Source organism: Streptomyces sp. bgisy159, assembly GCF_965341775.1.
GTDB lineage: Bacteria > Actinomycetota > Actinomycetes > Streptomycetales > Streptomycetaceae > Streptomyces.
In genome coordinates this window covers 185,115-210,519 of the sequence record NZ_CBDQZH010000002.1, presented here as the reverse complement: position 1 = coordinate 210,519, position 25,405 = coordinate 185,115, and the positions used below count along the sequence as shown (strand labels likewise).

General features: G+C 68.3%; 39 protein-coding genes. 34 read left to right on the top strand and 5 right to left on the bottom strand.

The annotated features are described in order from the left end of the window. Positions 1–32: 32 nt before the first annotated feature. Positions 33–953 (bottom strand): LysR family transcriptional regulator, encoded by a 921-nt coding sequence (locus ACSLTV_RS03015; RefSeq protein WP_432155429.1) that lies wholly within the window; start codon positions 951–953, stop codon positions 33–35. Positions 954–1,234: 281 nt separating this feature from the next. Here ACSLTV_RS03015 and ACSLTV_RS03010 point away from each other — a divergent pair, with 281 nt between their 5' ends. Further along, complete coding sequence (locus tag ACSLTV_RS03010; RefSeq protein ID WP_432135017.1) at positions 1,235–1,669, top strand: hypothetical protein; 435 nt, start codon at positions 1,235–1,237, stop codon at positions 1,667–1,669. Positions 1,670–1,880: 211 nt separating this feature from the next. Here the strand turns inward: ACSLTV_RS03010 and ACSLTV_RS03005 are convergent, their stop codons facing one another. Then, positions 1,881–2,036 carry a hypothetical protein gene (locus ACSLTV_RS03005; RefSeq protein ID WP_435611567.1) on the bottom strand — a complete coding sequence of 52 codons (156 nt, stop codon included), beginning with the start codon at positions 2,034–2,036 and terminating at the stop codon, positions 1,881–1,883. Positions 2,037–2,304: 268 nt separating this feature from the next. Then, a complete protein-coding gene (locus ACSLTV_RS03000; protein WP_435611566.1) occupies positions 2,305–2,880 on the bottom strand; it encodes a PadR family transcriptional regulator in 576 nt (191 codons plus the stop codon). Between the two features lie 122 nt (positions 2,881–3,002). On the opposite strand from ACSLTV_RS03000, the gene ACSLTV_RS02995 reads away from it, so the two are divergent. Both ACSLTV_RS02995 and ACSLTV_RS02990 read left to right on the top strand, forming a co-directional pair. Beyond that, the gene (locus tag ACSLTV_RS02995) at positions 3,003–3,395 is read left to right on the top strand and encodes a nuclear transport factor 2 family protein (RefSeq protein ID WP_432135014.1); all 393 of its coding nucleotides are present in this window, start codon (positions 3,003–3,005) and stop codon (positions 3,393–3,395) included. A 547-nt stretch (positions 3,396–3,942) separates the two neighbouring features. Continuing rightward, positions 3,943–4,482: a YcxB family protein gene (locus ACSLTV_RS02990; RefSeq protein WP_435611565.1), complete on the top strand. Its 540-nt coding sequence runs from the start codon at positions 3,943–3,945 to the stop codon at positions 4,480–4,482. Between the two features lie 41 nt (positions 4,483–4,523). Here ACSLTV_RS02990 and ACSLTV_RS02985 read toward each other — a convergent pair whose 3' ends face one another. Continuing rightward, positions 4,524–6,539: a hypothetical protein gene (locus tag ACSLTV_RS02985; RefSeq protein WP_435611564.1), complete on the bottom strand. Its 2,016-nt coding sequence runs from the start codon at positions 6,537–6,539 to the stop codon at positions 4,524–4,526. Between the two features lie 541 nt (positions 6,540–7,080). Between ACSLTV_RS02985 and rpsJ the strand changes: the two genes are divergently transcribed. The 31 genes from rpsJ to truA all read left to right on the top strand — a co-directional run bounded on the left by rpsJ (position 7,081) and on the right by truA (position 24,430). Continuing rightward, positions 7,081–7,389: a 30S ribosomal protein S10 gene (gene rpsJ / locus ACSLTV_RS02980; RefSeq protein ID WP_003948644.1), complete on the top strand. Its 309-nt coding sequence runs from the start codon at positions 7,081–7,083 to the stop codon at positions 7,387–7,389. A gap of 16 nt (positions 7,390–7,405) precedes the next feature. Then, positions 7,406–8,050 (top strand): 50S ribosomal protein L3, encoded by a 645-nt coding sequence (gene rplC / locus ACSLTV_RS02975; protein ID WP_432135011.1) that lies wholly within the window; start codon positions 7,406–7,408, stop codon positions 8,048–8,050. A gap of 8 nt (positions 8,051–8,058) precedes the next feature. Continuing rightward, positions 8,059–8,718: a 50S ribosomal protein L4 gene (rplD, locus tag ACSLTV_RS02970; protein WP_432135010.1), complete on the top strand. Its 660-nt coding sequence runs from the start codon at positions 8,059–8,061 to the stop codon at positions 8,716–8,718. Beyond that, entirely contained in the window at positions 8,718–9,137 is a 420-nt protein-coding gene (gene rplW, locus ACSLTV_RS02965) for a 50S ribosomal protein L23 (protein ID WP_208876145.1), read from the top strand. The genes rplD and rplW overlap by 1 nt, the downstream gene beginning before the upstream one ends. Positions 9,138–9,177: 40 nt before the next feature. Further along, positions 9,178–10,014, top strand: a complete 837-nt coding sequence (rplB, locus tag ACSLTV_RS02960) for a 50S ribosomal protein L2 (protein ID WP_432135009.1) — start codon at positions 9,178–9,180, stop codon at positions 10,012–10,014. Between the two features lie 12 nt (positions 10,015–10,026). Next, positions 10,027–10,308 carry a 30S ribosomal protein S19 gene (gene rpsS, locus ACSLTV_RS02955; protein ID WP_003992359.1) on the top strand — a complete coding sequence of 94 codons (282 nt, stop codon included), beginning with the start codon at positions 10,027–10,029 and terminating at the stop codon, positions 10,306–10,308. A 44-nt stretch (positions 10,309–10,352) separates the two neighbouring features. Further along, positions 10,353–10,700 carry a 50S ribosomal protein L22 gene (rplV, locus tag ACSLTV_RS02950; protein ID WP_003974262.1) on the top strand — a complete coding sequence of 116 codons (348 nt, stop codon included), beginning with the start codon at positions 10,353–10,355 and terminating at the stop codon, positions 10,698–10,700. Further along, positions 10,700–11,530 carry a 30S ribosomal protein S3 gene (gene rpsC / locus ACSLTV_RS02945; RefSeq protein ID WP_432135008.1) on the top strand — a complete coding sequence of 277 codons (831 nt, stop codon included), beginning with the start codon at positions 10,700–10,702 and terminating at the stop codon, positions 11,528–11,530. The genes rplV and rpsC overlap by 1 nt, the downstream gene beginning before the upstream one ends. Before the next feature lie 3 nt (positions 11,531–11,533). Beyond that, entirely contained in the window at positions 11,534–11,953 is a 420-nt protein-coding gene (gene rplP / locus ACSLTV_RS02940; protein WP_030745246.1) for a 50S ribosomal protein L16, read from the top strand. Then, positions 11,953–12,177, top strand: a complete 225-nt coding sequence (gene rpmC, locus ACSLTV_RS02935) for a 50S ribosomal protein L29 (protein ID WP_059079052.1) — start codon at positions 11,953–11,955, stop codon at positions 12,175–12,177. Before rplP ends, rpmC begins: the two co-directional genes overlap by 1 nt. Further along, the gene (gene rpsQ / locus ACSLTV_RS02930; protein ID WP_432135007.1) at positions 12,177–12,464 is read left to right on the top strand and encodes a 30S ribosomal protein S17; all 288 of its coding nucleotides are present in this window, start codon (positions 12,177–12,179) and stop codon (positions 12,462–12,464) included. The genes rpmC and rpsQ overlap by 1 nt, the downstream gene beginning before the upstream one ends. A gap of 131 nt (positions 12,465–12,595) precedes the next feature. Next, positions 12,596–12,964: a 50S ribosomal protein L14 gene (rplN, locus tag ACSLTV_RS02925; RefSeq protein ID WP_003998823.1), complete on the top strand. Its 369-nt coding sequence runs from the start codon at positions 12,596–12,598 to the stop codon at positions 12,962–12,964. A gap of 2 nt (positions 12,965–12,966) precedes the next feature. Then, positions 12,967–13,290 (top strand): 50S ribosomal protein L24, encoded by a 324-nt coding sequence (rplX, locus tag ACSLTV_RS02920; protein WP_003992365.1) that lies wholly within the window; start codon positions 12,967–12,969, stop codon positions 13,288–13,290. Next, complete coding sequence (gene rplE / locus ACSLTV_RS02915; protein ID WP_356627492.1) at positions 13,290–13,847, top strand: 50S ribosomal protein L5; 558 nt, start codon at positions 13,290–13,292, stop codon at positions 13,845–13,847. The genes rplX and rplE overlap by 1 nt, the downstream gene beginning before the upstream one ends. Before the next feature lie 5 nt (positions 13,848–13,852). Beyond that, positions 13,853–14,038, top strand: coding sequence for a type Z 30S ribosomal protein S14 (locus ACSLTV_RS02910; protein WP_003956452.1), 186 nt, complete (start codon positions 13,853–13,855; stop codon positions 14,036–14,038). A 214-nt stretch (positions 14,039–14,252) separates the two neighbouring features. Then, entirely contained in the window at positions 14,253–14,651 is a 399-nt protein-coding gene (rpsH, locus tag ACSLTV_RS02905; RefSeq protein ID WP_007384075.1) for a 30S ribosomal protein S8, read from the top strand. Positions 14,652–14,675: 24 nt separating this feature from the next. Beyond that, positions 14,676–15,215 (top strand): 50S ribosomal protein L6, encoded by a 540-nt coding sequence (gene rplF, locus ACSLTV_RS02900; RefSeq protein WP_432135006.1) that lies wholly within the window; start codon positions 14,676–14,678, stop codon positions 15,213–15,215. A gap of 3 nt (positions 15,216–15,218) precedes the next feature. Beyond that, on the top strand, positions 15,219–15,599 hold the full coding sequence (rplR, locus tag ACSLTV_RS02895; RefSeq protein WP_399649794.1) for a 50S ribosomal protein L18: 381 nt from the start codon (positions 15,219–15,221) through the stop codon (positions 15,597–15,599). Between the two features lie 43 nt (positions 15,600–15,642). Continuing rightward, a complete protein-coding gene (rpsE, locus tag ACSLTV_RS02890; RefSeq protein WP_009190144.1) occupies positions 15,643–16,248 on the top strand; it encodes a 30S ribosomal protein S5 in 606 nt (201 codons plus the stop codon). A 2-nt stretch (positions 16,249–16,250) separates the two neighbouring features. After that, entirely contained in the window at positions 16,251–16,433 is a 183-nt protein-coding gene (gene rpmD, locus ACSLTV_RS02885) for a 50S ribosomal protein L30 (RefSeq protein WP_009190145.1), read from the top strand. Positions 16,434–16,435: 2 nt separating this feature from the next. Continuing rightward, on the top strand, positions 16,436–16,891 hold the full coding sequence (gene rplO, locus ACSLTV_RS02880; RefSeq protein WP_030601181.1) for a 50S ribosomal protein L15: 456 nt from the start codon (positions 16,436–16,438) through the stop codon (positions 16,889–16,891). A gap of 189 nt (positions 16,892–17,080) precedes the next feature. Next, a complete protein-coding gene (gene secY / locus ACSLTV_RS02875; protein ID WP_432135005.1) occupies positions 17,081–18,394 on the top strand; it encodes a preprotein translocase subunit SecY in 1,314 nt (437 codons plus the stop codon). Continuing rightward, a complete protein-coding gene (locus ACSLTV_RS02870; RefSeq protein ID WP_432135004.1) occupies positions 18,394–19,056 on the top strand; it encodes an adenylate kinase in 663 nt (220 codons plus the stop codon). The genes secY and ACSLTV_RS02870 overlap by 1 nt, the downstream gene beginning before the upstream one ends. Before the next feature lie 98 nt (positions 19,057–19,154). Next, positions 19,155–19,991 carry a type I methionyl aminopeptidase gene (gene map / locus ACSLTV_RS02865; protein ID WP_432135032.1) on the top strand — a complete coding sequence of 279 codons (837 nt, stop codon included), beginning with the start codon at positions 19,155–19,157 and terminating at the stop codon, positions 19,989–19,991. 141 nt (positions 19,992–20,132) lie between these two features. Continuing rightward, positions 20,133–20,354: a translation initiation factor IF-1 gene (gene infA / locus ACSLTV_RS02860; protein ID WP_004927214.1), complete on the top strand. Its 222-nt coding sequence runs from the start codon at positions 20,133–20,135 to the stop codon at positions 20,352–20,354. A 59-nt stretch (positions 20,355–20,413) separates the two neighbouring features. Then, the gene (rpmJ, locus tag ACSLTV_RS02855; protein WP_003948619.1) at positions 20,414–20,527 is read left to right on the top strand and encodes a 50S ribosomal protein L36; all 114 of its coding nucleotides are present in this window, start codon (positions 20,414–20,416) and stop codon (positions 20,525–20,527) included. 202 nt (positions 20,528–20,729) lie between these two features. Continuing rightward, positions 20,730–21,110, top strand: a complete 381-nt coding sequence (gene rpsM / locus ACSLTV_RS02850) for a 30S ribosomal protein S13 (RefSeq protein WP_432135003.1) — start codon at positions 20,730–20,732, stop codon at positions 21,108–21,110. A 68-nt stretch (positions 21,111–21,178) separates the two neighbouring features. Then, the gene (gene rpsK / locus ACSLTV_RS02845; RefSeq protein WP_398859245.1) at positions 21,179–21,583 is read left to right on the top strand and encodes a 30S ribosomal protein S11; all 405 of its coding nucleotides are present in this window, start codon (positions 21,179–21,181) and stop codon (positions 21,581–21,583) included. Between the two features lie 152 nt (positions 21,584–21,735). Beyond that, positions 21,736–22,758, top strand: a complete 1,023-nt coding sequence (locus ACSLTV_RS02840; RefSeq protein WP_003966937.1) for a DNA-directed RNA polymerase subunit alpha — start codon at positions 21,736–21,738, stop codon at positions 22,756–22,758. Between the two features lie 196 nt (positions 22,759–22,954). Beyond that, positions 22,955–23,449: a 50S ribosomal protein L17 gene (rplQ, locus tag ACSLTV_RS02835; protein WP_432135002.1), complete on the top strand. Its 495-nt coding sequence runs from the start codon at positions 22,955–22,957 to the stop codon at positions 23,447–23,449. 126 nt (positions 23,450–23,575) lie between these two features. Next, entirely contained in the window at positions 23,576–24,430 is an 855-nt protein-coding gene (gene truA, locus ACSLTV_RS02830) for a tRNA pseudouridine(38-40) synthase TruA (protein ID WP_432135001.1), read from the top strand. A gap of 9 nt (positions 24,431–24,439) precedes the next feature. Here the strand turns inward: truA and ACSLTV_RS02825 are convergent, their stop codons facing one another. Then, entirely contained in the window at positions 24,440–25,309 is an 870-nt protein-coding gene (locus tag ACSLTV_RS02825) for a hypothetical protein (RefSeq protein ID WP_435611562.1), read from the bottom strand. Between the last annotated feature and the right edge of the window lie 96 nt (positions 25,310–25,405).

Genomic DNA, 25,405 nt, shown 5'->3' with positions numbered 1-25,405 from the left:
CGTATGGAGCGCCGAGTGGGCTCGGTAAGCAGTCAGTTGACCCTCCGGGTCGGTGTTATGGAACGGTGCGCGGCTCGGGCCTGGGCGAGCACCCCGGCCGCCGTCTCCTCCCGCTGGGCCGCCGGGTGCCAGCCCAGCAGGTGGCGCCAGAGCAGTGGCGTACCGGCCACGGGTCGGGTGGTCAGGCCGGGGGTGGATGGGAAGGTGGCCCGGCACAGGCCCACCGCGCGGCCCACCCGCACCAGGTGGACGCAGGACGTGGTGTCCGTCTCGTACATCCGGCGCGGGGCGAAGCCCGCGTGCGCGCAGGCGGCGGTGAAGCAGTCGGCGAAGCAGCCGTCCCCGGGCACGCACGCCCACGCCCGGTCCGCCAGGTCGGACAGCTCGATCTCGGGGCGCCCGGCCAGGGGGTGGCCGTCCGGGAGCATGACGTGGACCGGGTCGACGGCCACCTCCCGCCAGCGCAGCCCGTCCGCGCCGGGCGGCGGGGCGGAGCCGCAGGCGCCGGTGAGGGCGTAGTCGAGGCGGCCGTCGGCCAGCAGCCCGGCCAGCTCGCGCTCCGACCACGACGTGCGGGTGGTCACCGTGGCGTCGGGGACGGCGGCCGCCAGCCGGTCGACGAGGGCGCCGAGCAGCGGGCCGTGGGTGCCGCCGAGCCGCAGCCGCCCGCCGGCCGTGTGACCGGTGTGGGCGAGACGGGCCGCGTCCTGCTGGAGCGCGGTCACGGCGGGGAGCAGGAGCCGGGTGCGCTCCAGGACCAGTTCGCCGAGCGCGGTGGCCCGTACGCCGTGCCGCCCGCGCTCGAACAGCTCGCCGCCCAGGGCCCGCTCGATGCGCCTGAGCTGTGCGCTGAGCGCGGGCTGGGCGAGCCCGAGCACCGTCGCCGCCCGGGTGAGGCTGCCCGCCTCGGCGATCGTCCGGACCGTCTTCAGATGCCTCAACTCCAGCTCCATAGGGGGAGCTTGCTGCGGGTTCGCGGAGGGGGCAAGAGGTTGGTATGGACCAATGGGGCGGGGTGGCCGGGTGATCACTCCCCACGCGTCAACAACGATCCGGAATGCGCCCCGGGCGGTCAACATAGTGATGTCCCGGCTACGTCTTCGGGGGCGTATCCGAAACCTCGCGCGCCGGTGAGCGCGGGGATGCGATCGTTCGGGGCGTACGAGAGGCCCCCGGCCCCCTAGGCTGAGGGCGTTCGATGGCAGTGCGAGGAAAGTGACGGGAGGGAAGACTGGTGGAACTGACCGGTTACGCAACGGACTTCATCGTGGACTTGTCGTTGCCCTCGGCCATGGTCCGCTTCGTCCGGAGCGCGCGGCGGCGCTGGCCGGGGCTGTTCCTCGACGGGGAGTACCTGACACCGGAGGCATGGCAGACCTGGGAGTTGGACCCGCCGCAGGACGCCACCACACCGGCGGCCGTCACGTTCACCTCCGGCAAGGAGATGGAGGACTTCTGGGAGGAGAACGGCTACGCCCTGGACCCGTCCTCGGGACAGGGACCGTACGCCGTCTTCTACCGCCGCAGCCAGCCTCCGCTGGAACCGGGGTTCGTGGTCAGCGTGGTGACCCCCGCGAATCCGGACACGGACCCCTTCTCCCTGGAGATCACCCGGGAGTTCATGGAGGCGTTCGAGGGCGAGCGGCCGGGCGCGGTACGGCACGCCTGAGACATCGCCGCCCTCATGAGGCGTCGCGGAGGCGGACCACCACCGCGTGTCACCGCTCCGGCGGTACGCGGCGCCTCATGAGGGCGACGAGTCGGGCCCGCCGGGCTTCTGGCGGCCGGGGCGCACAGGGCCCGCAGCAGCGCGGGCCGACGGGCGCTGTGCACCAGCTCGGCGTCGTGGCGAGCCCACAGGGTGTCCCAGGTCAGGGCGGTCAGGACCCGCACGCCGCGCGAGGCGTCGGGCGCGGCGCCGCGCGGACGGGCGCCCGGTCCGCGCCGTCCCACGCGTGCGGCGTACGGGCGGTGAAGAACGGCGCGCGCAGCAGCCGGGCCTCGCGCAGGTCGTCCGGCGAGACGTAGGCGTCCACGCAGCGCACCCGTGGTCGGTGCTCAGGTCTCTCAGCACCTGCCTAAACGGCGTCACTTTGCAGGAAGGGGAGCCCGCAGCCATCCTCATATTCAACAATGCGACTAGGTGCCTAGTTGTTGACTGGTGGTCGTGTGCCACTTCCATCAGCAGCGTTGCCGAGAGGCGGTCGGCTCCGTGTCGAGCAGTGGTATCTGCGCTGTGTCGTCCTGCGTCACGCTCCCAGCTCCCACTTTGTTGATTGACCGCGTGGCTGGGACCGCCGCAGGTCAGTTGTCGGCGCGGAGGCCGGCCGCGCGCTGTTCGAGCCTGCGCAGCGCCATGTCCCCCCACTGGAGGTTCTCCCGCTCGAACGACATCCCGCGCAGCAGAGTCAGATACGGGCCGATGCACTCGGCCTCAGCGAAGTACGCCTCCTCGGAGCGCCCGTCGAGCAGACGCTGCCGGAGCCTCTCGTAGCGGGCCAGCTTGGCGGTGGCCCACCCCATGCGCTCGGCGATGGCAGTCCGGACCGCTTCCATGTCGCCCGCATCCAGGCACTGCACCTTGACCAGCAACTCGTCCCGGATCACGGCCGGTTTGCCCAACGGCTCGGCGGTGTAGGCGTGGACGGCCTTCCGTCCGGCCTCCGTCAAGGAGAACAGTCGCTTGTTGGGGCGGCGCTCCTGCTCGACGACGCGGGCCGTGACGAGTCCTTCGGTCTCCATGCGATCCAGCTCCCGGTAGAGCTGCTGAGGCGTCGACATCCAGAAGTTGGCGACCGTCGCGTCGAACGCCTTCGCGAGGTCGTACCCGGACGCCTCGCCCTCCAGCAGCGCGGCCATCACTGCGTTCCGCAAAGCCATGGATGCACGCTAGCAGATTAATCAACAAGGTGACTAGCGGGCGCCCTTTCCCTGTAGACAAGCCCTAATGGGCTCTCTAATCTCCATCACACCTATTCACATTTCTGATTAGAGGTAGGCTCATGCATCCCTTCCGCGAGGCCGTCGAGAGCGACGACCTGGAGGCCGTGGCCGCTCTGCTGGCCGACGACGTCGTCTTCACCAGTCCCGTCGCCTTCAAGCCGTACCCGGGCAAGGCCATCACCGCCGCGATTCTGCGCGGCGTGTCCCGGGTCTTCGAGGACTTCACCTACATCCGTGAGATCGCCGACCCCGACGGCCGCGACCACGCCTTCGTCTTCACCGCCACCGTCGCCGGCAAGAAGCTCCAGGGGTGCGACTTCCTGCACTTCGACGACGACGGGAAGATCGACGAGTTCACGGTGATGGTGCGTCCGCTCTCCGGTGCCCAGGCGCTCGCCGAGGCCATGGGCGCCCAGTTCGAGCAGATCGCCCGAGAGGCCGCCGAACAGTAGCCACGACGACGGACTTCCACGCGGTGGTCATCGGCGCCGGCAACGCCGGACTGACCGCCGCCGTCACCCTCCACCGCGCGGGACTGCGCACCCTGCCCGGAGGAGCGCCACAACCCCGGTGGCTGCGCCACCTCATTCCGACGGCGGCGCTCAGAGATCGAGACGGCGCTGCAACCGCTGTCCGGAGTCGGCCTGGAGGCCAGCCGTACATGCTGCGCGGCTGTTCTGCCGGCCCTGTCGCCACACCGCCACGGCCCGCAGCCAGGGACGAGCCCCCGTGACGGCCGACGTGGCTGATCAGCGTAGGAGCGCGGGTCGGCGACGGACGAGCGCATTTCGCTCGGCGTCGGCCCGCCCGTACCTGTGTGGGACCCGCGACGTACCGGTTCCCTCACGGCTTCCGCACGATCCCGTACAGCGTCCTGGCGCGACCCGGTGTGGCCGAAAACAATGCCTCCGGCAAGTGGTCTTTCCGGCGCGTCCGCATCGGCTGCCGATGCCGTGGTCGCGTGACGGAGACATCGAGGGCGAGAGTTGGGACTGATCGGTGACGACCGAGGTGCAGCAGGCCGGTGAGCGACGGGTCGAGGTCCGGCACACGACGACGGCCGATCAGTTCCGAGAGGCGCTGCGGGGCCATGCGAAGGTGTCGCCGGCCGCGCGGCGGCAGCGGTGGAGCGTGCTCGTGGTGGGGGCGTTCCTGGTGGTCATGGCGGTCCACACCACGGACGACAGCATCGTTGTCGACCCGGTCTCCATGTTCCTCGCCGTGCTGTTCCTGCTCTTCGGACTGGTCGGCATACGCAGCATGACCGCTCGAGCCCAGCAGCGGATCCACGAGGCTCACGGGGAACGGCGGATAACCGTCGACGAGTCGGGGGTGACCGTGGAGACGGCCCACACCCTCACCAGGTATGGCTGGCCCTCGATGTCCCGGTACGTCGAGACGCGCCATCTGTTCGTGCTGGTGAGCGCGGACAAACGGGCGTCCTGCCTGGTGATCCTGCCCAAGCGGGGCACGGACGGCACGGACCACGCCGCCCCCTTGCGCGATCTGCTCGGCGCCCACCTGCCCGCCTCCGGCTGACCGGGCGGCGGAGCCGCGAGGGGGACGTGGTCAGGCGGAAGTCAAACGCGGGGGCTCGTCGGCTGCGCCGCCCGTGCGGCCGGGGCCGGCTCGGTGCCGCCGGGGCGTTGCCTGTCGTGAGCCGTGATCATCTGGCGCAGCCGGGCCAGTACCGGACCGCGCCCCGTGCCCAGTTCACGTGCTTCACCGGCCGGAGCCTCGGCGATGGCCGACTCGATGGCAACGCGGGTCCTCTCGGGCTCGCGCCGGTACCGGACGCCGGAGACCTTGGAGCGGTTGGTCACCCGCATCCACGTGATGTCCCGGCCCGAGTGCTCGACGTGGACGAGCTTCGCGAAGAGCCACTCGCGCCTCGTGCCACCGACGAAGAGCACCCGCTGCCCGGTCACCACGAGCGTTCCGGAGTCCCGTACGGAGCCGCCGCCAGGGACGTCCATGCCGTTCTTACCGTGCTGGACCATGTCGGCGTCCGTCACCCACCACACCGCCTCGCCCCGCTTTCGCTTGCCCCATGCGGCCGGCCACTCACCGCCGGGCCCCTCTGCCTCCCCCAACTCGGCGGCGAACTCGGCGAGGTCCACCAGGCGCTCGTGTTCTTGCTCCCAGGCGCGCAGTTCCCGTGCGTGCCGCTCCGCCGCCCGTCGCGCCCGGCGGGCCTCGCGAGCGGGCCGGGTGCGGTGGTACACGTACCCGGCTGCCGCGATCAGCCCGAGCACCAGTACCGCCTTCAGCACGAGGGCCAGCCATTGCCCTGCGGTCCGCTGATCGCCCACCTCGATGCTGAGGTGCTCGGTCGAGGTGTTGCCGTACGCGTCCGTGGCGGTGACGGTGACCTGATAGGTGCCGGGAGCGAGCGCTCTGGTCACTGTGGCGCGGTGCCCGGAGGAGGTGAAGCCGTCGCGTGCGCCCGACCCGTACACCACCGAGACCTTGGCCCGCGCCTCGCTCGTCACGGCCAGGGACAGCTCCCCGTGAGTGGCCCGCTCGGCGTCCGACACGACCTTCAGCACCGGGGCGACGGTGTCGACGACCAGGCTGCGGCCACTCGTACGGCCGCTGCGCCCGTAGCGATCGGTGACCGTGACGACCGGTGCCGGGTGGCTGCCGTCCGGCAGCTCCGCACTGACCGTGGCATGTCCGTCCGCGTCCGTCGTGAAGGCCCGCTCAACGGCGTCGCCCACCGTGAGAGTCCCCTTGCTCCGTGGCGGGGCAGTGACGGCGAACCGCACAAGGCCGGAGCCGGGTGCGTGGTCGGCGGTCACCCGCGGGGCGAGTGCCTCGACGTCCACGGGCAGGCTCCGCTCCGCGCGGCCGACGTTGCCCGCGTCGTCCGTGACCCGTACCCGGGCGGTGTAGCTGCCGTTCGGGAGGACGAGGACGGCGTCCGAGACCGTGCCGTCACCGCCGACGGTGCCGGTGATCCGCTCCTTGCGGCCCGACACGGCGAGCTCGTACGCCGCTCCCGCCTCGGAGGCGAACGACACGCGCGTGGTGGCGGTCGTCGCGTCGGGGTCGGACACGGAGAGGGCGGTGATCTCCGGACTGTCGGCGTCCACGTCGAGGGCGATGCCCTCGGACACGTCGCTGGTGTTGCCGGCGGCGTCGGTGGCCGTGACGGTGTAGGTGTGGGAGCCGCTGGCGGCCTTGAAGGAGAGGGGCTGGGCGTTCCCGGTAGCCGTGGCCACGGCGACCGTCCGCCCCGCCCCGCCGTACTCGTCGGTCTCCGAGACGTCGATCCGCGCCCCCTGTTCGGCCGTGACGGTCAGGCTGACCCGGCCGCCCTCGCCCGCATGCGGCCGGTCGACCTTCGGTCGCCGGGGAGCGGTCACGTCGACGGACTCGGAAGGGCCGCTGTCGTCGTCGCCCGTCCCGCCGCAGTAGGTGTCGTAGCCGAGATCACCGCACACGTACGAGCCGGTGTCGGACGGGCACGAATGCCAGCGGTGGCACCCGTCGTGGTGCGCCTCGGCCGTGACCGGCAGCAACCCGAGCAGGAGCACGGCAGCGCCGACGGCGACCCCGGCACGTGGCGCCCAGCGGCCGAATCTCCGCAGCATCGATGACAAGGTCGACCCCCACCCCGGCGCGCCCCCACGCGCTCCGCGTTCGTCCGGTGGCACAGAGTAGAGCAGGGGACGGCGGGCGGCACCGATATGACCCGACTCGTTACCTGCGGTGGCCGGCGTTTGACCTTCGTCACCCCCGGGGTATTCTCTCCGGCTCGATTGGCCAGGCCCCTGCCCCATATGGCAGACTGTCCGAGTTGCTCGGTCGAGTGTTGATGCTGCGCGCCTCCCGCCGGGGGGACCGGAAGCGAGTCCCACAGTACTCGTCGCCCTAACTGCCGCGAGGCAGCGCTGGGGCGGACGTACGGGAATCTTCCGGGAAGTGTGGTGCGGCACCGGCCAGGCGCCCGGTGGGCCTTCGCCCCCGGCTTGCGGTTCCGGAAGGGCCGTGTTCATTCCGCAGGGATGTTCGAACAAGGGACATCTGTGTCAGCGGAAGCGCGACACGCCCGACCGCGTGGGTCGGAGAAGCGAAGGTGGCAGGAACCGCCGGGTTCCAGAGCGTGAAGAGACAAAGGACTACTGAGTAGCCATGGCGGGACAGAAGATCCGCATCCGGCTCAAGGCCTACGACCACGAGGTCATCGACTCCTCGGCGAAGAAGATCGTCGAGACGGTGACCCGCACTGGTGCGTCGGTCGCGGGCCCGGTGCCGCTGCCCACTGAGAAGAACGTGTACTGCGTCATCAAGTCGCCGCACAAGTACAAGGACTCGCGCGAGCACTTCGAGATGCGCACGCACAAGCGCCTGATCGACATCCTCGACCCGACCCCCAAGACCGTTGACTCTCTGATGCGACTCGACCTCCCGGCCGGTGTCGACATCGAGATCAAGCTCTGAGGCCGGTGATCTGAAGATGACCAAGCAGATCAAGGGCATCCTGGGCGAGAAGCTCGGCATGACGCAGGTGTGGGACGAGAACAACCGTGTTGTTCCGGTCACCGTCGTCAAGGCCGGCCCCAACGTCGTCACCCAGGTCCGTACCAACGACACCGACGGCTACGAGTCGGTCCAGATCGCCTTCGGCGAGATCGACCCGCGCAAGGTGAACAAGCCCCTCAAGGGCCACTTCGCCAAGGCCGACGTCACGCCGCGCCGCCACCTCGTCGAGATCCGCACCGCGGACGCCTCCGAGTACACGCTCGGCCAGGAGATCACCGCTGAGGTGTTCGAGGCCGGCGTCAAGGTCGACGTGACCGGCAAGAGCAAGGGCAAGGGCTTCGCCGGTGTCATGAAGCGCCACAACTTCGGTGGCCTCGGCGCCGGTCACGGCACCCAGCGCAAGCACCGCTCCCCCGGCTCCATCGGTGGCTGCGCCACCCCGGGCCGTGTGTTCAAGGGCCTCCGCATGGCGGGTCGCATGGGCAACGAGCGGGTCACCACCCAGAACCTGACCGTCCACGCCGTTGACGCGGAGAAGGGCCTGCTGCTCATCAAGGGCGCGGTTCCCGGTCCGAACGGCGGCCTCGTCCTGGTCCGCACCGCGGCCAAGGGGGCCTGAGGTAACCGATGAGCACTGTTGACATCCTTTCGCCTGCCGGCGAGAAGACCGGTAGCGTCGAACTCCCCGCGGAGATCTTCGGCGTGGAGAAGGTCAGCATCCCGCTGATCCACCAGGTCGTCGTCGCGCAGAACGCGGCTGCCCGCCAGGGCACGCACAAGACCAAGACCCGCGGCGAGGTTCGTGGTGGCGGTAAGAAGCCTTACCGTCAGAAGGGCACCGGCCGTGCGCGCCAGGGCTCTACCCGCGCCCCGCAGTTCGCCGGTGGTGGCGTCGTGCACGGTCCCGTGCCGCGCGACTACTCGCAGCGGACCCCGAAGAAGATGAAGGCCGCCGCCCTGCGGCACGCCCTCACCGACCGGGCCCGCGCCAACCGCATCCACGTCGTCACCGGCGTGATCGAGGGCGAGACCCCGTCCACCAAGGCCGCCAAGGCTCTGTTCGGCAAGATCAGCGAGCGTAAGAACCTCCTGCTGGTCGTCGACCGCGCCGACGAGGCCGCGTGGCTGTCCGCCCGCAACCTGCCCCAGGTCCACATCCTGGAGCCGGGCCAGCTGAACACGTACGACGTGATCGTCTCGGACGACGTGGTCTTCACCCAGGCCGCTCTCGAGTCCTTCGTCGCCGGCCCGAAGAAGGCCAACGACACCGAAGGGAGCGAGGTCTGATGGCCATCCGTCACCCCGCTATCGCCTCGAAGGCGGCCAAGGCCGCCAAGGCCGCGCGCGTCGCCAAGGCCCGCCGCCACGCCACCGAGGGCAAGAACACCGTCGAGACCCCGCTGAGCAAGTCGTACACGGACCCCCGTGACGTCCTGCTGAAGCCGGTCGTCTCCGAGAAGAGCTACGCGCTGCTCGACGAGAACAAGTACACGTTCGTCGTCGACCCGCGGGCCAACAAGACCCAGATCAAGGAGGCCGTCCAGGCGGTCTTCGACGTCAAGGTCACTGGGGTCAACACGATCAACCGCCAGGGCAAGCGCAAGCGGACCCGCACCGGCTTCGGCCAGCGCGCGGCGACCAAGCGCGCGATCGTGACCCTCGCCGAGGGCGACCGTATCGACATCTTCGGCGGTCCGACCGCCTGAGGGCGGTCCGGATCGTCCGATATCGGACGAGGACTGAGAAATGGGAATCCGCAAGTACAAGCCGACTACGCCGGGCCGTCGTGGTTCCAGCGTCGCCGACTTCGTCGAGATCACGCGGTCCACGCCGGAGAAGTCGCTGGTCCGCCCCCTGCACAGCAAGGGTGGCCGTAACAACTCCGGTCGTGTGACCGTCCGTCACCAGGGTGGTGGCCACAAGCGCGCCTACCGTGTGATCGACTTCCGTCGCCACGACAAGGACGGCGTGCCGGCGAAGGTCGCGCACATCGAGTACGACCCCAACCGCACCGCGCGCATCGCGCTCCTGCACTACGCGGACGGCGAGAAGCGCTACATCCTGGCGCCGAAGGGCCTGAACCAGGGCGACCGGATCGAGAACGGTCCCGGTGCCGACATCAAGCCCGGCAACAACCTGGCGCTGCGCAACATCCCGGTCGGTACGACGATCCACTCCGTGGAGCTTCGTCCGGGCGGCGGTGCCAAGTTCGCCCGCTCCGCCGGTGCCTCGGTGCAGCTGCTGGCGAAGGAGGGCACCATGGCCCACCTCCGCATGCCGTCCGGTGAGATCCGTCTGGTCGACCAGCGCTGCCGCGCCACGGTCGGCGAGGTCGGCAACGCCGAGCAGTCCAACATCAACTGGGGCAAGGCCGGCCGCAAGCGCTGGCTGGGCGTCCGCCCGACCGTTCGCGGTGTGGCGATGAACCCGGTTGACCACCCGCACGGTGGTGGTGAGGGCAAGACCTCCGGTGGTCGCCACCCGGTGTCCCCGTGGGGCCAGAAGGAAGGCCGTACTCGTTCGCCCAAGAAGGCGTCGAACAAGTACATCGTCCGCCGCCGCAAGACGAACAAGAAGCGCTAGGAGCGGGTTTAGATGCCGCGCAGTCTCAAGAAGGGGCCCTTCGTCGACGACCACCTGATCAAGAAGGTGGACGCCCAGAACGAAGCCGGCACCAAGAACGTCATCAAGACCTGGTCCCGTCGCTCCATGATCGTGCCGGCCATGCTCGGCCACACGCTCGCGGTGCACAACGGCAAGACCCACATCCCGGTGTTCGTCACCGAGTCGATGGTCGGCCACAAGCTCGGCGAGTTCTCGCCGACGCGCACCTTCCGGGGTCACGTCAAGGACGACCGGAAGTCGAAGCGCCGCTAGCAGCGGATCGCATTCAGACACGTAAGTAACTGAGAGGGACAACCATGGAAGCCAGGGCCCAGGCGCGGTACATCCGCGTCACGCCCATGAAGGCCCGCCGCGTGGTGGACCTGATCCGTGGCATGGACGCCACGGAGGCTCAGGCTGTTCTGCGATTCGCTCCGCAGGCAGCCTCAGTGCCCGTCGGCAAGGTGCTCGACAGCGCCATCGCCAACGCCGCGCACAACTACGACCACACCGACGCCGACAGCCTCTTCATCTCCGAGGCCTACGTCGACGAGGGCCCGACCCTGAAGCGGTTCCGGCCGCGTGCCCAGGGCCGCGCCTACCGGATCCGCAAGCGGACCAGCCACATCACCGTGGTCGTCAGCAGCAAGGAAGGAACCCGGTAATGGGCCAGAAGGTAAACCCGCACGGGTTCCGGCTCGGTGTCACCACGGACTTCAAGTCCCGCTGGTACGCCGACAAGTCCTACAAGGACTACGTGAAGGAAGACGTCGCCATCCGTCGGATGATGACGTCCGGCATGGAGCGCGCCGGCATCTCCAAGGTCGAGATCGAGCGCACCCGTGACCGTGTCCGCGTGGACATCCACACCGCGCGTCCGGGCATCGTCATCGGCCGTCGTGGCGCCGAGGCCGACCGCATCCGCGGTGACCTCGAGAAGCTCACGAAGAAGCAGGTCCAGCTGAACATCCTCGAGGTCAAGAACCCCGAGACGGATGCCCAGCTGGTCGCCCAGGCCGTCGCCGAGCAGCTCTCCTCCCGCGTCTCCTTCCGCCGGGCCATGCGCAAGAGCATGCAGTCCGCCATGAAGGCCGGCGCCAAGGGCATCAAGATCCAGTGCGGTGGCCGTCTCGGCGGCGCCGAGATGTCCCGCTCGGAGTTCTACCGCGAGGGCCGCGTGCCCCTGCACACGCTCCGCGCGAACGTGGACTACGGCTTCTTCGAGGCCAAGACGACCTTCGGCCGCATCGGCGTGAAGGTCTGGATCTACAAGGGCGACGTCAAGAACATCGCCGAGGTCCGCGCCGAGAACGCCGCCGCGCGTGCGGGCAACCGCCCGTCCCGCGGTGGTGCCGACCGCCCGGCCCGTGGTGGCCGCGGTGGCGAGCGGCGCGGTCGCAAGCCGCAGCAGTCCGCCGCGGCGGCCGAGGCCAACACGGCCGAGGCGCCCGCGGCACCGGCCGCCGAGCCCAGCGCTGCTGGAAAGGAGAGCTGACCCATGCTGATCCCCCGTAGGGTCAAGCACCGCAAGCAGCACCACCCGAAGCGCAGCGGCATGTCCAAGGGTGGGACGCAGGTTGCGTTCGGCGAGTACGGTATCCAGGCGCTGACCCCGGCGTACGTCACGAACCGCCAGATCGAGGCGGCTCGTATCGCCATGACCCGCCACATCAAGCGTGGCGGCAAGGTCTGGATCAACATCTACCCGGACCGTCCGCTGACGAAGAAGCCGGCCGAGACCCGCATGGGTTCCGGTAAGGGTTCTCCGGAGTGGTGGATCGCCAACGTCAAGCCCGGACGCGTGATGTTCGAGCTGTCGTACCCCAACGAGAAGATCGCCCGTGAGGCGCTGACCCGTGCGGCCCACAAGCTGCCGATGAAGTGCCGGATCGTCAAGCGCGAGGCAGGTGAAGCGTGATGTCGGCCGGTACCAAGGCGTCCGAGCTGCGCGAGCTGGGCAACGAGGAGCTGCTGAACAAGCTCCGCGAGGCCAAGGAAGAGCTGTTCAACCTCCGCTTCCAGGCGGCCACGGGTCAGCTCGAGAACCACGGCCGTCTCAAGGCGGTCCGCAAGGACATCGCCCGGATCTACACCCTCATGCGTGAGCGTGAGCTCGGCATCGAGACGGTGGAGAACGCCTGATGAGCGAGAAGAACGTGACTGAGAACAGCACCGAGGCGCGCGGTTTCCGCAAGACCCGTGAGGGTCTCGTCGTCAGCGACAAGATGGACAAGACCGTCGTCGTCGCCGTCGAGGACCGTGTCAAGCACGCGCTGTACGGCAAGGTCATCCGCCGTACCAACAAGCTCAAGGCGCACGACGAGCAGAACGCCGCGGGCGTCGGCGACCGCGTCCTCCTCATGGAGACCCGGCCGCTGTCCGCGACGAAGCGCTGGCGCGTCGTCGAGATCCTCGAGAAGGCCAAGTAGGTAATTCCCGCAAGGGAATTCCAACAAGTACGCCTGCGGGGCAGACCCCGCAGGACAGTTCCGCCAGGCTCCGGGTGGGTGTGCAAGTGTCGCACCCACCCGGGGAACCGGCAGACAAACAGGAGATAGACGTGATCCAGCAGGAGTCGCGACTGCGTGTCGCCGACAACACTGGTGCGAAGGAGATCCTTTGCATCCGTGTGCTCGGTGGCTCCGGTCGCCGCTACGCGGGCATCGGTGACGTCATCGTCGCCACCGTCAAGGACGCGATCCCCGGTGGCAACGTGAAGAAGGGTGACGTCGTCAAGGCGGTCATCGTTCGCACCGTCAAGGAGCGCCGCCGCCCGGACGGCTCGTACATCCGCTTCGACGAGAACGCCGCCGTCATTCTGAAGAACGACGGCGACCCTCGCGGCACCCGTATCTTCGGCCCGGTCGGCCGTGAGCTGCGCGAGAAGAAGTTCATGAAGATCATCTCGCTCGCGCCGGAGGTGCTGTAAGCATGAAGATCAAGAAGGGCGACCTGGTCCAGGTCATCACCGGTAAGGACAAGGGCAAGCAGGGCAAGGTCATCGCGGCCTTCCCCCGCGAGGACCGCGTCCTGGTCGAGGGTGTCAACCGGGTCAAGAAGCACACCAAGGCCGGCCCGACCGCTCGCGGTTCCCAGGCCGGCGGCATCGTCACGACCGAGGCCCCGATCCACGTCTCCAACGTCCAGCTGGTCGTGGAGAAGGACGGCAACAAGGTCGTCACGCGTGTCGGTTACCGCTTCGACGACGAGGGCAACAAGATCCGCGTTGCCAAGCGGACGGGTGAGGACATCTGATGGCTACCACCACCACTCCGCGTCTGAAGACGAAGTACCGCGAGGAGATCGCGGGCAAGCTGCGTGAGCAGTTCCAGTACGAGAACGTCATGCAGGTTCCCGGCCTCGTCAAGATCGTGGTCAACATGGGTGTGGGCGACGCCGCCCGCGACTCCAAGCTGATCGAGGGCGCCATCCGCGACCTCACCACGATCACCGGTCAGAAGCCGGCCGTGACCAAGGCCCGCAAGTCCATCGCGCAGTTCAAGCTGCGTGAGGGCCAGCCGATCGGTGCCCACGTCACGCTCCGTGGCGACCGCATGTGGGAGTTCCTGGACCGCACCCTGTCGCTCGCGCTGCCGCGCATCCGCGACTTCCGCGGTCTGTCCCCCAAGCAGTTCGACGGCCGTGGCAACTACACCTTCGGTCTCACCGAGCAGGTCATGTTCCACGAGATCGACCAGGACAAGATCGACCGTGTCCGGGGTATGGACATCACCGTGGTCACCACGGCGACCAACGACGAAGAGGGCCGCGCCCTTCTCCGTCACCTCGGCTTCCCGTTCAAGGAGGCGTGAGCGAGATGGCGAAGAAGGCTCTCATCGCGAAGGCTGCTCGCAAGCCCAAGTTCGGCGTGCGTGCGTACACCCGCTGCCAGCGCTGCGGTCGTCCGCACTCCGTCTACCGCAAGTTCGGCCTGTGCCGCGTGTGCCTTCGTGAGATGGCTCACCGTGGCGAGCTGCCGGGCGTGACCAAGAGCTCCTGGTAATCCCTGCTTTCAGGGATTCCTGGACCTCTCGGTAAGCAACCGGGACGGCAGAGGCCCCTCCCCGCATGCCTTAGGCTGGGAGGGTTGGGCCTCTGCCGCCCTGAACGACTTACTACGCCGTAGGTCCCCGCACCGCACCCGTCCCGTCTGAGAAGTACGGGGAGAGGGATGGCGCATATAGGAAACCCCGGCGAGAAAGGCCACAGGCCAATTCATGACCATGACTGATCCGATCGCAGACATGCTGACGCGTCTGCGTAACGCGAACTCGGCGTACCACGACTCCGTGACGATGCCGGCGTCCAAGATCAAGTCTCACATCGCGGAGATCCTCCAGCAGGAGGGCTTCATCACGGGCTGGAAGGTCGAGGACGCCGAGGTCGGCAAGAACCTCGTCCTGGAGCTGAAGTTCGGCCCCAACCGTGAGCGCTCCATCGCGGGCATCAAGCGGATCTCCAAGCCCGGTCTCCGGGTGTACGCGAAGTCCACCAACCTGCCGAAGGTGCTCGGCGGCCTGGGCGTGGCGATCATCTCCACGTCGCACGGGCTCCTCACCGACAAGCAGGCCGGCAAGAAGGGCGTGGGTGGGGAAGTCCTCGCCTACGTCTGGTAGCAGAAGGGAACGGAGGAAACAGCTATGTCGCGCATCGGCAAGCTCCCCATCGCGGTTCCCGCCGGCGTGGACGTCACCATCGACGGCCGCACGGTGAAGGTCAAGGGCCCCAAGGGCGAGCTGACCCACACCGTTGCTGCTCCGATCGACATCGCCAAGGGCGAGGACGGCACCCTGCAGGTGACCCGCCCCAACGACGAGCGTCAGAGCAAGGCCCTGCACGGCCTGTCCCGCACGCTGGTGGCGAACATGATCACCGGCGTGACCCAGGGTTACGTGAAGAAGCTCGAGATCAGCGGTGTCGGTTACCGCGTGGCCGCGAAGGGCTCGAACCTCGAGTTCGCGCTCGGTTACAGCCACCCGATCACCGTCGAGGCGCCCGAGGGCATCACCTTCAAGGTGGAGACCCCGACCCGATTCCAGGTCGAGGGCATCGACAAGCAGAAGGTGGGCGAGGTCGCGGCCAACATCCGCAAGCTGCGCAAGCCCGACCCGTACAAGGCCAAGGGCGTCAAGTACGAGGGCGAAGTCATCCGCCGCAAGGTCGGAAAGGCGGGTAAGTAAGCCATGGCATACGGGCAGAAGATCCTGAAGGGCGACGCCTACAAGCGCGCCGCGATCAAGCGCCGTCACCTCCGGATCCGCAAGCGGATCAACGGTACGGCCGAGCGCCCCCGTCTGGTCGTGACCCGCTCCAACCGCCACATCGTGGCGCAGGTGATCGACGACCTGAAGGGCCACACCCTGGCGTCGGCGTCCTCCCTGGACGCGTCGATCCGCGGTGCCGAGGACAAGTCCTCGCAGGCCAAGAAGGTCGGCGCCCTGGTCGCCGAGCGTGCCAAGGCCGCCGGTGTCGAGGCCGTCGTGTTCGACCGTGGTGGCAACCAGTACGCCGGCCGCATCGCGGCCCTGGCGGACGCCGCCCGCGAGGCCGGGCTCAAGTTCTGAGCCGGTTCCGTAGCGCTAGCGGAAACAGAGAGAGGTAATTCCAATGGCTGGACCCCAGCGCCGCGGTGGCGGTGCCGGTGGCGGCGAGCGGCGGGACCGGAAGGGCCGTGACGGCGGCGCTGCTGCCGCCGAGAAGACCGCGTACGTTGAGCGCGTTGTCGCGATCAACCGCGTCGCCAAGGTTGTGAAGGGTGGTCGTCGCTTCAGCTTCACCGCGCTGGTCGTGGTGGGCGACGGTGACGGCACCGTGGGTGTCGGTTACGGCAAGGCCAAGGAGGTGCCGGCCGCCATCGCCAAGGGCGTTGAGGAGGCCAAGAAGCACTTCTTCAAGGTCCCCCGGATCCAGGGCACCATCCCTCACCCCATCCAGGGTGAGAAGGCCGCCGGTGTCGTTCTCCTCAAGCCGGCTTCGCCGGGTACCGGTGTGATCGCCGGTGGTCCCGTGCGTGCCGTGCTGGAGTGCGCCGGTATCCACGACGTGCTGTCGAAGTCGCTCGGCTCCGACAACGCGATCAACATCGTGCACGCCACCGTGGAGGCCCTGAAGGGCCTGCAGCGTCCCGAGGAGATCGCGGCCCGCCGCGGTCTGCCCCTCGAGGACGTCGCTCCCGCGGCCCTGCTGCGTGCGCGTGCCGGGGCGGGTGCGTAATCATGGCGCAGCTCAAGATCACGCAGACGAAGTCCTACATCGGCAGCAAGCAGAACCACCGTGACACCCTGCGTTCCCTGGGCCTGAAGCGCCTGGGCGACGTGGTCGTCAAGGAGGACCGCCCCGAGTTCCGCGGCATGGTGCACACCGTCCGCCACCTCGTGACGGTCGAGGAGGTCGACTGATCATGGCGGAGAACAACCCGCTCAAGATCCACAACCTCCGTCCCGCCCCGGGCGCCAAGACCGCCAAGACCCGTGTGGGTCGTGGTGAGGCGTCGAAGGGTAAGACGGCCGGTCGTGGTACCAAGGGCACCAAGGCCCGTTACCAGGTTCCGGAGCGCTTCGAGGGCGGGCAGATGCCCCTCCACATGCGTCTCCCGAAGCTGAAGGGCTTCAAGAACCCGTTCAAGACCGAGTACCAGGTCGTGAACCTCGACAAGCTGGCCGCGCTCTACCCCGAGGGTGGCGAGGTCACCGTCGAGAGCCTGGTCGCCAAGGGCGCCGTTCGCAAGAACAGCCTCGTCAAGGTCCTCGGCCAGGGCGAGATCTCCGTGGCGCTGCAGGTGACGGTCGACGCCGTCTCCGGCTCCGCCAAGGAGAAGATCACCGCCGCCGGCGGCACCGTCACCGAGCTCGTCTGAACCACTCGGACGTGTCAGTGACATGAGCGATCCCGACCGGGGATGCCCTACAAATGGGGCATCCCCGGTTGGTCGTTCCTAGGGGGGCAGTGTCGCCGGTAAGGTGGCCTGCACTGTTCTTTTTCTGTATCCGTCGAACCTCAAGACCGTCACCCTTGACGCAGATGCGCGGGGGTCGCAGGAGGCACCGTGCTCACCGCGTTCGCCCGGGCGTTCAGGACGCCCGACCTGCGCAAGAAGCTGCTCTTCACGCTCGGCATCATCGTGGTCTACCGGGTCGGTACCCACATCCCGATCCCGGGCGTCGACTACAAGTCCGTCCAGCAGTGTGTGGACGAGGCGTCCGGCAACCAGGGCCTCTTCGGACTGGTCAACATGTTCAGCGGCGGCGCGCTGCTGCAGATCACGGTCTTCGCGCTGGGCATCATGCCGTACATCACGGCGAGCATCATCCTCCAGCTGCTGACCGTGGTGATCCCACGCCTGGAAGCCCTCAAGAAGGAGGGCCAGGCCGGCACGGCGAAGATCACCCAGTACACCCGGTACCTGACGGTGGCCCTCGCCATCCTCCAGGGCACCGGCCTGGTGGCCACGGCCCGCAGCGGCGCTCTCTTCTCCGGCTGCACGGTCGCGTCGAGCATCGTCCCGGACACCGCCATCTTCACGACCATCACCATGGTCATCACCATGACCGCCGGTACCGCCGTCGTCATGTGGCTCGGTGAGCTGATCACCGACCGCGGCATCGGCAACGGCATGTCGATCCTGATGTTCATCTCGATCGCCGCGACCTTCCCGTCCGCGCTGTGGGCCATCAAGAAGCAGGGCACCCTCGCTCAGGGCTGGATCGAGTTCGGCACCGTCATCGCGGTCGGCCTGGTCATGGTCGGCCTGGTGGTCTTCGTCGAGCAGGCCCAGCGCCGGATCCCCGTCCAGTACGCGAAGCGCATGATCGGCCGCCGTTCCTACGGCGGTACCTCGACGTACATCCCGCTGAAGGTGAACCAGGCCGGTGTGATCCCGGTCATCTTCGCCTCGTCGCTGCTCTACATCCCGGCCCTGATCGCGCAGTTCTCCGACAGCGACTCCAGCTGGAAGCGGTGGATCGAGGCCAACCTGACCAAGGGCGACCACCCCATTTACATCAGCATGTACTTCTTGCTGATCGTTTTCTTCGCGTTCTTCTATGTGGCGATCTCCTTCAACCCCGAGGAAGTCGCCGACAACATGAAGAAGTATGGTGGCTTCATCCCGGGCATCCGGGCTGGCCGACCGACCGCTGAGTACCTCTCGTACGTGCTCAACCGGATCACCTGGCCGGGTTCGCTGTACTTGGGTCTGATTGCTCTCGTGCCGACGATGGCGTTGGTTGGTTTCGGGGCGAACCAGAACTTCCCGTTCGGCGGGACCTCCATCCTGATCATCGTGGGTGTGGGCCTGGAGACGGTGAAGCAGATCGAGAGCCAGCTCCAGCAGCGCAATTACGAAGGGTTCCTCCGCTGATGCGAATCGTCCTCGTCGGGCCGCCGGGTGCCGGAAAGGGCACGCAGGCCACTCGCCTTGCTGAGAAGCTGCGCGTCCCGCACATCTCCACGGGCGACCTGTTCCGAGCCAACATCAGCCAGCAGACGGAGCTCGGGAAGCTCGCGAAGTCCTACATGGACGCCGGCAACCTCGTCCCCGACGAGGTGACCATCGCGATGGCCAAGGACCGCATGGAGCAGCCCGACGCCGAGGGCGGTTTCCTGCTGGACGGTTTCCCGCGCAATGTCTCGCAGGCCCAGGCGCTCGACGAGCTGCTCAAGACCGAGGCCATCAAGCTGGACGCGGTACTCGACCTCGAAGCCCCCGAGGAGGAGGTCGTCAAGCGGATCGCCGGTCGGCGCATCTGCCGCAACGACTCCGCGCACGTCTTCCACGTGTCGTACAAGAAGCCGGCGAAGGACGGCGTGTGCGACGTCTGCGGCGGTGAGCTGTACCAGCGCGACGACGACACCGAGGGGACCGTCCGCAAGCGGCTGGAGGTCTACCACACGCAGACCGAGCCGATCATCGACTACTACAAGGCCCAGGGCCTGGTGGTGACCATCGAGGCCATGGGCCCGGTGGACGAGGTGACCGGCCGTGCGCTGGCGGCGCTGAAGCGCGAGGGCGACGGCGAGTAGCCGTCGGCCGACCTGGCCGTGGCGCCCCTCCCGGGTGCCACGGCCTAGTGTTGTGTAGGTAATCGGTTGACGTGAGTGACGGAGAGCGCAGGCTTCCCATGGTGCAGATCAAGAGCCCCGAGCAGATCGCCAAGATGCGTGCGGCCGGGCTGGTGGTCGCCGCCATTCACGCCGCCACGCGTGAGGCGGCGGTACCGGGTGCGACCACCAAGGACCTGGACGAGGTCGCCCGCAAGGTGATCGCCGAGCACGGCGCGAAGTCGAACTTCCTCGGCTACGGCGGCTTCCCGGCCACCATCTGCACCTCCGTCAACGACGTCGTGGTGCACGGCATCCCCTCCGAGGACGTCGTCCTCAAGGACGGCGACATCATCTCCATCGACGCCGGCGCGATCATCGACGGCTGGCACGGTGACGCCGCCTACACGGCCTTCGTGGGCTCCGGTCACGCTCCGGAGCTGGTCGAGCTGTCCCGGGTCACCGAGGAGTCGATGTGGGCCGGGATCGCGGCCATGCGGCAGGGCAACCGCCTCGTGGACGTCTCCAAGGCCATCGAGACCTATATCCGGCGCCAGCCGAAGCCGGGCGGCGGCCGCTACGGCATCATCGAGGACTACGGCGGCCACGGCATCGGCACCGAGATGCACATGGACCCGCACCTGCTGAACTACGTCGACCGGCGCCGCGGCAAGGGCCCCAAGCTGGTCCCCGGCTTCTGCCTGGCCATCGAGCCCATGGTCTCCCTCGGCACCCCCCGGACCAAGGTCCTGGAGGACGACTGGACCGTCATCACGACGGACGGCACCTGGTCCTCGCACTGGGAGCACTCGGTGGCCCTGACCGAGCAGGGCCCCCTGGTCCTGACGGCCCCGGACTGCGGCCGGGCGAAGCTGGCGGAGTACGGCGTCACGGCGGCACCGGATCCGCTGGCGTAACGACCATCGAGGGTGGGCAGACTCCCTCGATTCGTGTTTCCGGGTGGCCTGACGTAGACTGACTCGTCGGCTCTTGTGTGTCCGCATGTCTTCGTGCGCTCACAGTGAGTCGATCAAGGTAGTCGATTCGAAGGGCAAAGCGTGGCCAAGAAGCAAGGTGCCATCGAGATCGAGGGCACTGTCGTCGAGTCTCTGCCGAACGCCATGTTCAGGGTCGAGCTCCAGAACGGCCACCAGGTCCTGGCACACATCAGCGGCAAGATGCGCATGCACTACATCCGCATTCTCCCTGACGACCGGGTCGTGGTGGAGCTGTCTCCTTACGACCTGACGCGTGGCCGGATCGTCTACCGGTACAAGTAGATCTTGCCCGCGCCCCGGGCCTCCCGCGGCGATGGCACTGACCCGGAGAACCTCACCCAATGAAGGTCAAGCCGAGCGTCAAGAAGATCTGCGACAAGTGCAGGGTGATCCGCCGTCACGGCCGGGTCATGATCATTTGCGACAACCCGCGCCACAAGCAGCGCCAGGGCTGACGCACACGGATCACACCCTCTGCACCTCTATCGCAGAGACTTCGCGCGACGCGAGCTGAATTTGTTCATACGCAGAGCCCAGGCGGGGATTCCTTCGCGCCTGACACCCCCGGTTCGGAGGCTGGGGACCCAGTTCGTACCTGGTACGGCGGCTGGGAGCCGGCTCTGTGGAAGACCTCCGAAGATCACCAGGAGCCATTGAATGGCACGCGTTTCCGGTGTTGACATCCCGCGCGACAAGCGCGTGGAGGTCGCCCTCACCTACGTGTTCGGCATCGGCCGGACCCTTTCGCAGCAGACGCTGGCCGCCACCGGCGTCGACCCGAACACCCGCGTCCGCGACCTGAGCGAAGAGCAGCTCGTCGCGATCCGCGAGTTCGTGGACAACAACATCAAGACCGAGGGTGACCTCCGTCGCGAGATCCAGGCCGACATCCGCCGCAAGGTCGAGATCGGCTGCTACCAGGGTCTGCGTCACCGCCGCGGCCTGCCCGTCCGCGGTCAGCGCACCAGCACCAACGCCCGCACCCGCAAGGGCCCGCGTCGCGCCATCGCCGGCAAGAAGAAGCCGGGCAAGAAGTAGTCCGCAGCGGACACGCCGTCCAGCGGTCTTCGCTGTAGGACCGACCACCTCCCGTAGGAGATTCAGACATGCCCCCCAAGGGACGTCAGGGCGCTGCCAAGAAGGTGCGCCGCAAGGAAAAGAAGAACGTCGCGCACGGCCAGGCGCACATCAAGAGCACGTTCAACAACACGATCGTGTCCATCACGGACCCGACCGGCAACGTGATCTCGTGGGCCTCCGCCGGCCACGTCGGCTTCAAGGGCTCGCGCAAGTCCACGCCGTTCGCCGCGCAGATGGCCGCCGAGTCGGCCGCCCGCCGCGCTCAGGAGCACGGCATGCGCAAGGTCGACGTGTTCGTCAAGGGCCCGGGCGCCGGTCGTGAGACCGCCATCCGCTCCCTGCAGGCCACGGGCCTCGAGGTCGGCTCCATCCAGGACGTCACCCCGACCCCGCACAACGGCTGCCGTCCGCCGAAGCGTCGTCGCGTCTGACGACCGCTTCGTCACGGTCTGTGGTTTCGGGCGGTACGGCTCTGCAAGGCGCCGTATCGCCCGTACCCTTGCAATACCCGCACTTCTCACAGGTGCGGTTTCCGTCGGGCGTCAAATAGCGGGCGTCCACGAAAGAAGGATCTGATCCACACATGCTGATCGCTCAGCGTCCCTCGTTGACCGAAGAGGTCGTCGACGAATTCCGCTCCCGGTTCGTGATCGAGCCGCTGGAGCCGGGCTTCGGCTACACCCTCGGCAACTCCCTGCGCCGTACCCTCCTGTCCTCGATCCCCGGTGCCGCCGTCACCAGCATCCGGATCGACGGCGTGCTGCACGAGTTCACCACCGTGCCGGGCGTCAAGGAGGACGTCACCGACCTGATCCTCAACATCAAGCAGCTGGTCGTCTCCTCGGAGCACGACGAGCCGGTCGTGATGTACCTGCGCAAGCAGGGCCCGGGTCTGGTCACCGCCGCCGACATCGCGCCGCCGGCCGGTGTCGAGGTGCACAACCCCGACCTCGTCCTCGCCACGCTCAACGGCAAGGGCAAGCTGGAGATGGAGCTGACCGTCGAGCGCGGTCGCGGCTACGTCTCCGCCGTGCAGAACAAGCAGGTGGGCCAGGAGATCGGCCGTATCCCGGTCGACTCCATCTACAGCCCCGTGCTGAAGGTCACGTACAAGGTCGAGGCCACGCGTGTCGAGCAGCGCACCGACTTCGACAAGCTGATCGTCGACGTCGAGACCAAGCAGGCGATGCGTCCCCGTGACGCCATGGCCTCCGCCGGTAAGACCCTGGTCGAGCTGTTCGGTCTCGCCCGCGAGCTGAACATCGACGCCGAGGGCATCGACATGGGCCCGTCCCCCACGGACGCCGCCCTGGCCGCCGACCTGGCGCTGCCGATCGAGGAGCTGGAGCTCACGGTCCGCTCCTACAACTGCCTCAAGCGCGAGGGCATCCACTCCGTGGGTGAGCTCGTCGCCCGCTCCGAGGCCGACCTGCTCGACATCCGCAACTTCGGTGCGAAGTCGATCGACGAGGTCAAGGCGAAGCTGGCCGGCATGGGCCTGGCCCTGAAGGACAGCCCGCCCGGATTCGACCCGACCGCCGCCGCGGACGCCTTCGGCGCCGACGACGACGCGGACGCCGGGTTCGTCGAGACCGAGCAGTACTGAGCGCTCCGCGGGGAGTCCGTACTGCGTCCGCGGGCTGGTCGTGGCCGGCCGCGCCCGCGCGGCGGAGCCGCGAATGCAGCGGCCCCGCGCCCCTTCCAGGCCCCTTCGGGGGCCTGGATCTTCGACAGACAACCGTCTGCTCGGATACTGACCCCGGTACCTGATACGGCCGGGGCAGACACACAGGAGAAAGATCATGCCGAAGCCCACCAAGGGTGCCCGTCTGGGCGGCAGCGCCGCGCACGAGAAGCTGCTCCTCGCGAACCTGGCGAAGAGCCTCTTCGAGCACGGCCGCATCACCACCACCGAGGCGAAGGCCCGCCGTCTGCGGCCGTACGCCGAGCGTCTGATCACCAAGGCGAAGAAGGGTGACCTTCACAACCGCCGTCAGGTGCTCCAGGTCATCACGGACAAGGGCATCGTCCACACGCTCTTCACCGAGATCGGCCCGCGGTACGAGAACCGTCCCGGCGGCTACACCCGCATCACCAAGATCGGCAACCGTCGCGGCGACAACGCGCCCATGGCGGTCATCGAGCTGGTCGAGGCGCTGACGGTGCAGCAGAACGCCGTGGGCGAGGCCGAGGCCGCCACCAAGCGTGCGGTCAAGGAGGCCGAGGAGGCCAAGGTCGAGGAGACCAAGGCCGACGAGGCGACCGAGGCGCCGGCCGAGGAGTCCAAGGAGGCGTAAGGCCGTCCTTCGACTGCGGCGCCGCTGCGGTTGTTCGCGCGGTTCCCCGCGCCCCTGTGGGGCGCGTGAGTGGGCCCGTTCCTTCCCGGAGCGGGCCCGCTTTCGTGTACCTGAGAGGATCTGTACGTGAGTGATGAAGCAGCGCCCGGTCATGTCCGCGTCCGGCTCGATCTGTCGTACGACGGGACCGCGTTCTCCGGGTGGGCCAAGCAGGCCGGCGGGCGGCGGACCGTCCAGGGGGAGATCGAGGACGCGTTGCGGACCGTGACGCGGTCCCGGGAGACGTACGAGCTGACCGTCGCCGGGCGGACGGACGCCGGTGTGCACGCGCGGGGGCAGGTCGCCCATGTGGACCTGCCGGAGGCGGTGTGGCGGGAGCACCACGAGAAGCTGCTCAAGCGGCTCGCGGGGCGACTGGACCGGGACGTGCGGGTGTGGGCGCTCCGGGAGGCGCCGAGCGGGTTCGACGCACGGTTCTCGGCGGTCTGGCGGCGCTACGCCTACCGGGTCACCGACAACCCCGGCGGGGTGGACCCGCTGCTGCGCAACCACGTGCTGTGGCACGACTGGCCGCTCGACGTCGACGCGATGAACGAGGCGGCCCGGGCGCTGCTGGGCGAGCACGACTTCGCCGCCTACTGCAAGAAGCGGGAGGGCGCCACCACCATCCGCACCCTCCAGGAGCTGAGCCTGGTCAAGGGCGACGACGGGATCATCACCGCGACCGTCCGGGCCGACGCGTTCTGCCACAACATGGTGCGGTCGCTGATCGGGGCGCTGCTGTTCGTCGGGGACGGGCACCGGCCGGCCGACTGGCCCGGCAAGGTGCTGGCCGCCGGGGTGCGCGACTCGGCCGTCCACGTCGTACGGCCGCACGGGCTGACGCTGGAGCAGGTCGGCTATCCCGCCGACGAGTTGCTGGCGGCGCGCAGCCGGGAAGCGCGCAACAAGCGGTCGCTTCCCGGCGCGGGGTGCTGCTGAGCGCCGCTCCTACCGCTCCGCCGCAGCCGACGCCTGTGCCTCGCCGCGCTTGCGGATCTGCTGGAACGTGAACTCGGCGAGGTCGTCGCCGGCGGTGAAGACCGGCGTGTCCTTCGTCGTCACGTCCTTGCCGTTGGTGAAGCCGGTGAGGGTGAAGTAGGCGTACCGGCCGTAGGAGTTGGTCGTCGAGCGGCAGATCGCGGCGTTGCAGAAGGCGGGGACGCCCTTGCCGGACAGGGCGCGCACGATGCTCTTCTTGTCGGCGGCCTTCTTCGCCTTCAGGGCCTGGGCCTCGCTGTCGAAGACGGCGACGCCGACGGTGACGGCCATGCCGTTCCTGGTGTAGGTGACGCGCATCAGGCGGGTGCAGCCGTTGTCCTTGAGGACCTTCGGCAGGGTGCCCTGGGTGGCGGCCACGCAGTCCTGGGTGTCGGCCGTCGCGCCCTTCTTGTACACGGCCGAGCCCATGGTGAGCTGGGTGCCCGGGAACATGACGTTCGGTCCGTTGGGCGCGGTGTCCTTGGTCTTGCTGGACACGAACTCCTTCGGGTCCAGCGGCGGCGGGGCGCTGGTCGGCGCGAAGGACGGGGTGCCGGACGCGCTCGGCAGCCCGCTCGCGGGCAGCGAGGAGGTCGGCCGGTTGGGGTCGTCGCTGTTCGCGGAGACGACGGCCATGGCGACGGCGGCGCCCACGCCGACCACCGCGAGGGCGCCCCCGCCGATGAACAGCAGCCGACGCCGCTTGTTGCGGGTCTCGGACGCCTCGGCGAGCGCGGCCCAGTCCGGGCTCTGTCCGTCAGCGCCGCTGTTCCACGGCTGCTCGGAGTTCGGTTTCCAGGGATCCCACTGGGACTGAGACCCCCCCTGCCCATAGCTCATGGGGCGCATCTTAGACGGGGCTCGGGGTGTGCTGGTCCGACCCAACGGCCCGTAGCCGCCTCAGCGTTGCCCTGATGAACCGGACCATAAGCGACA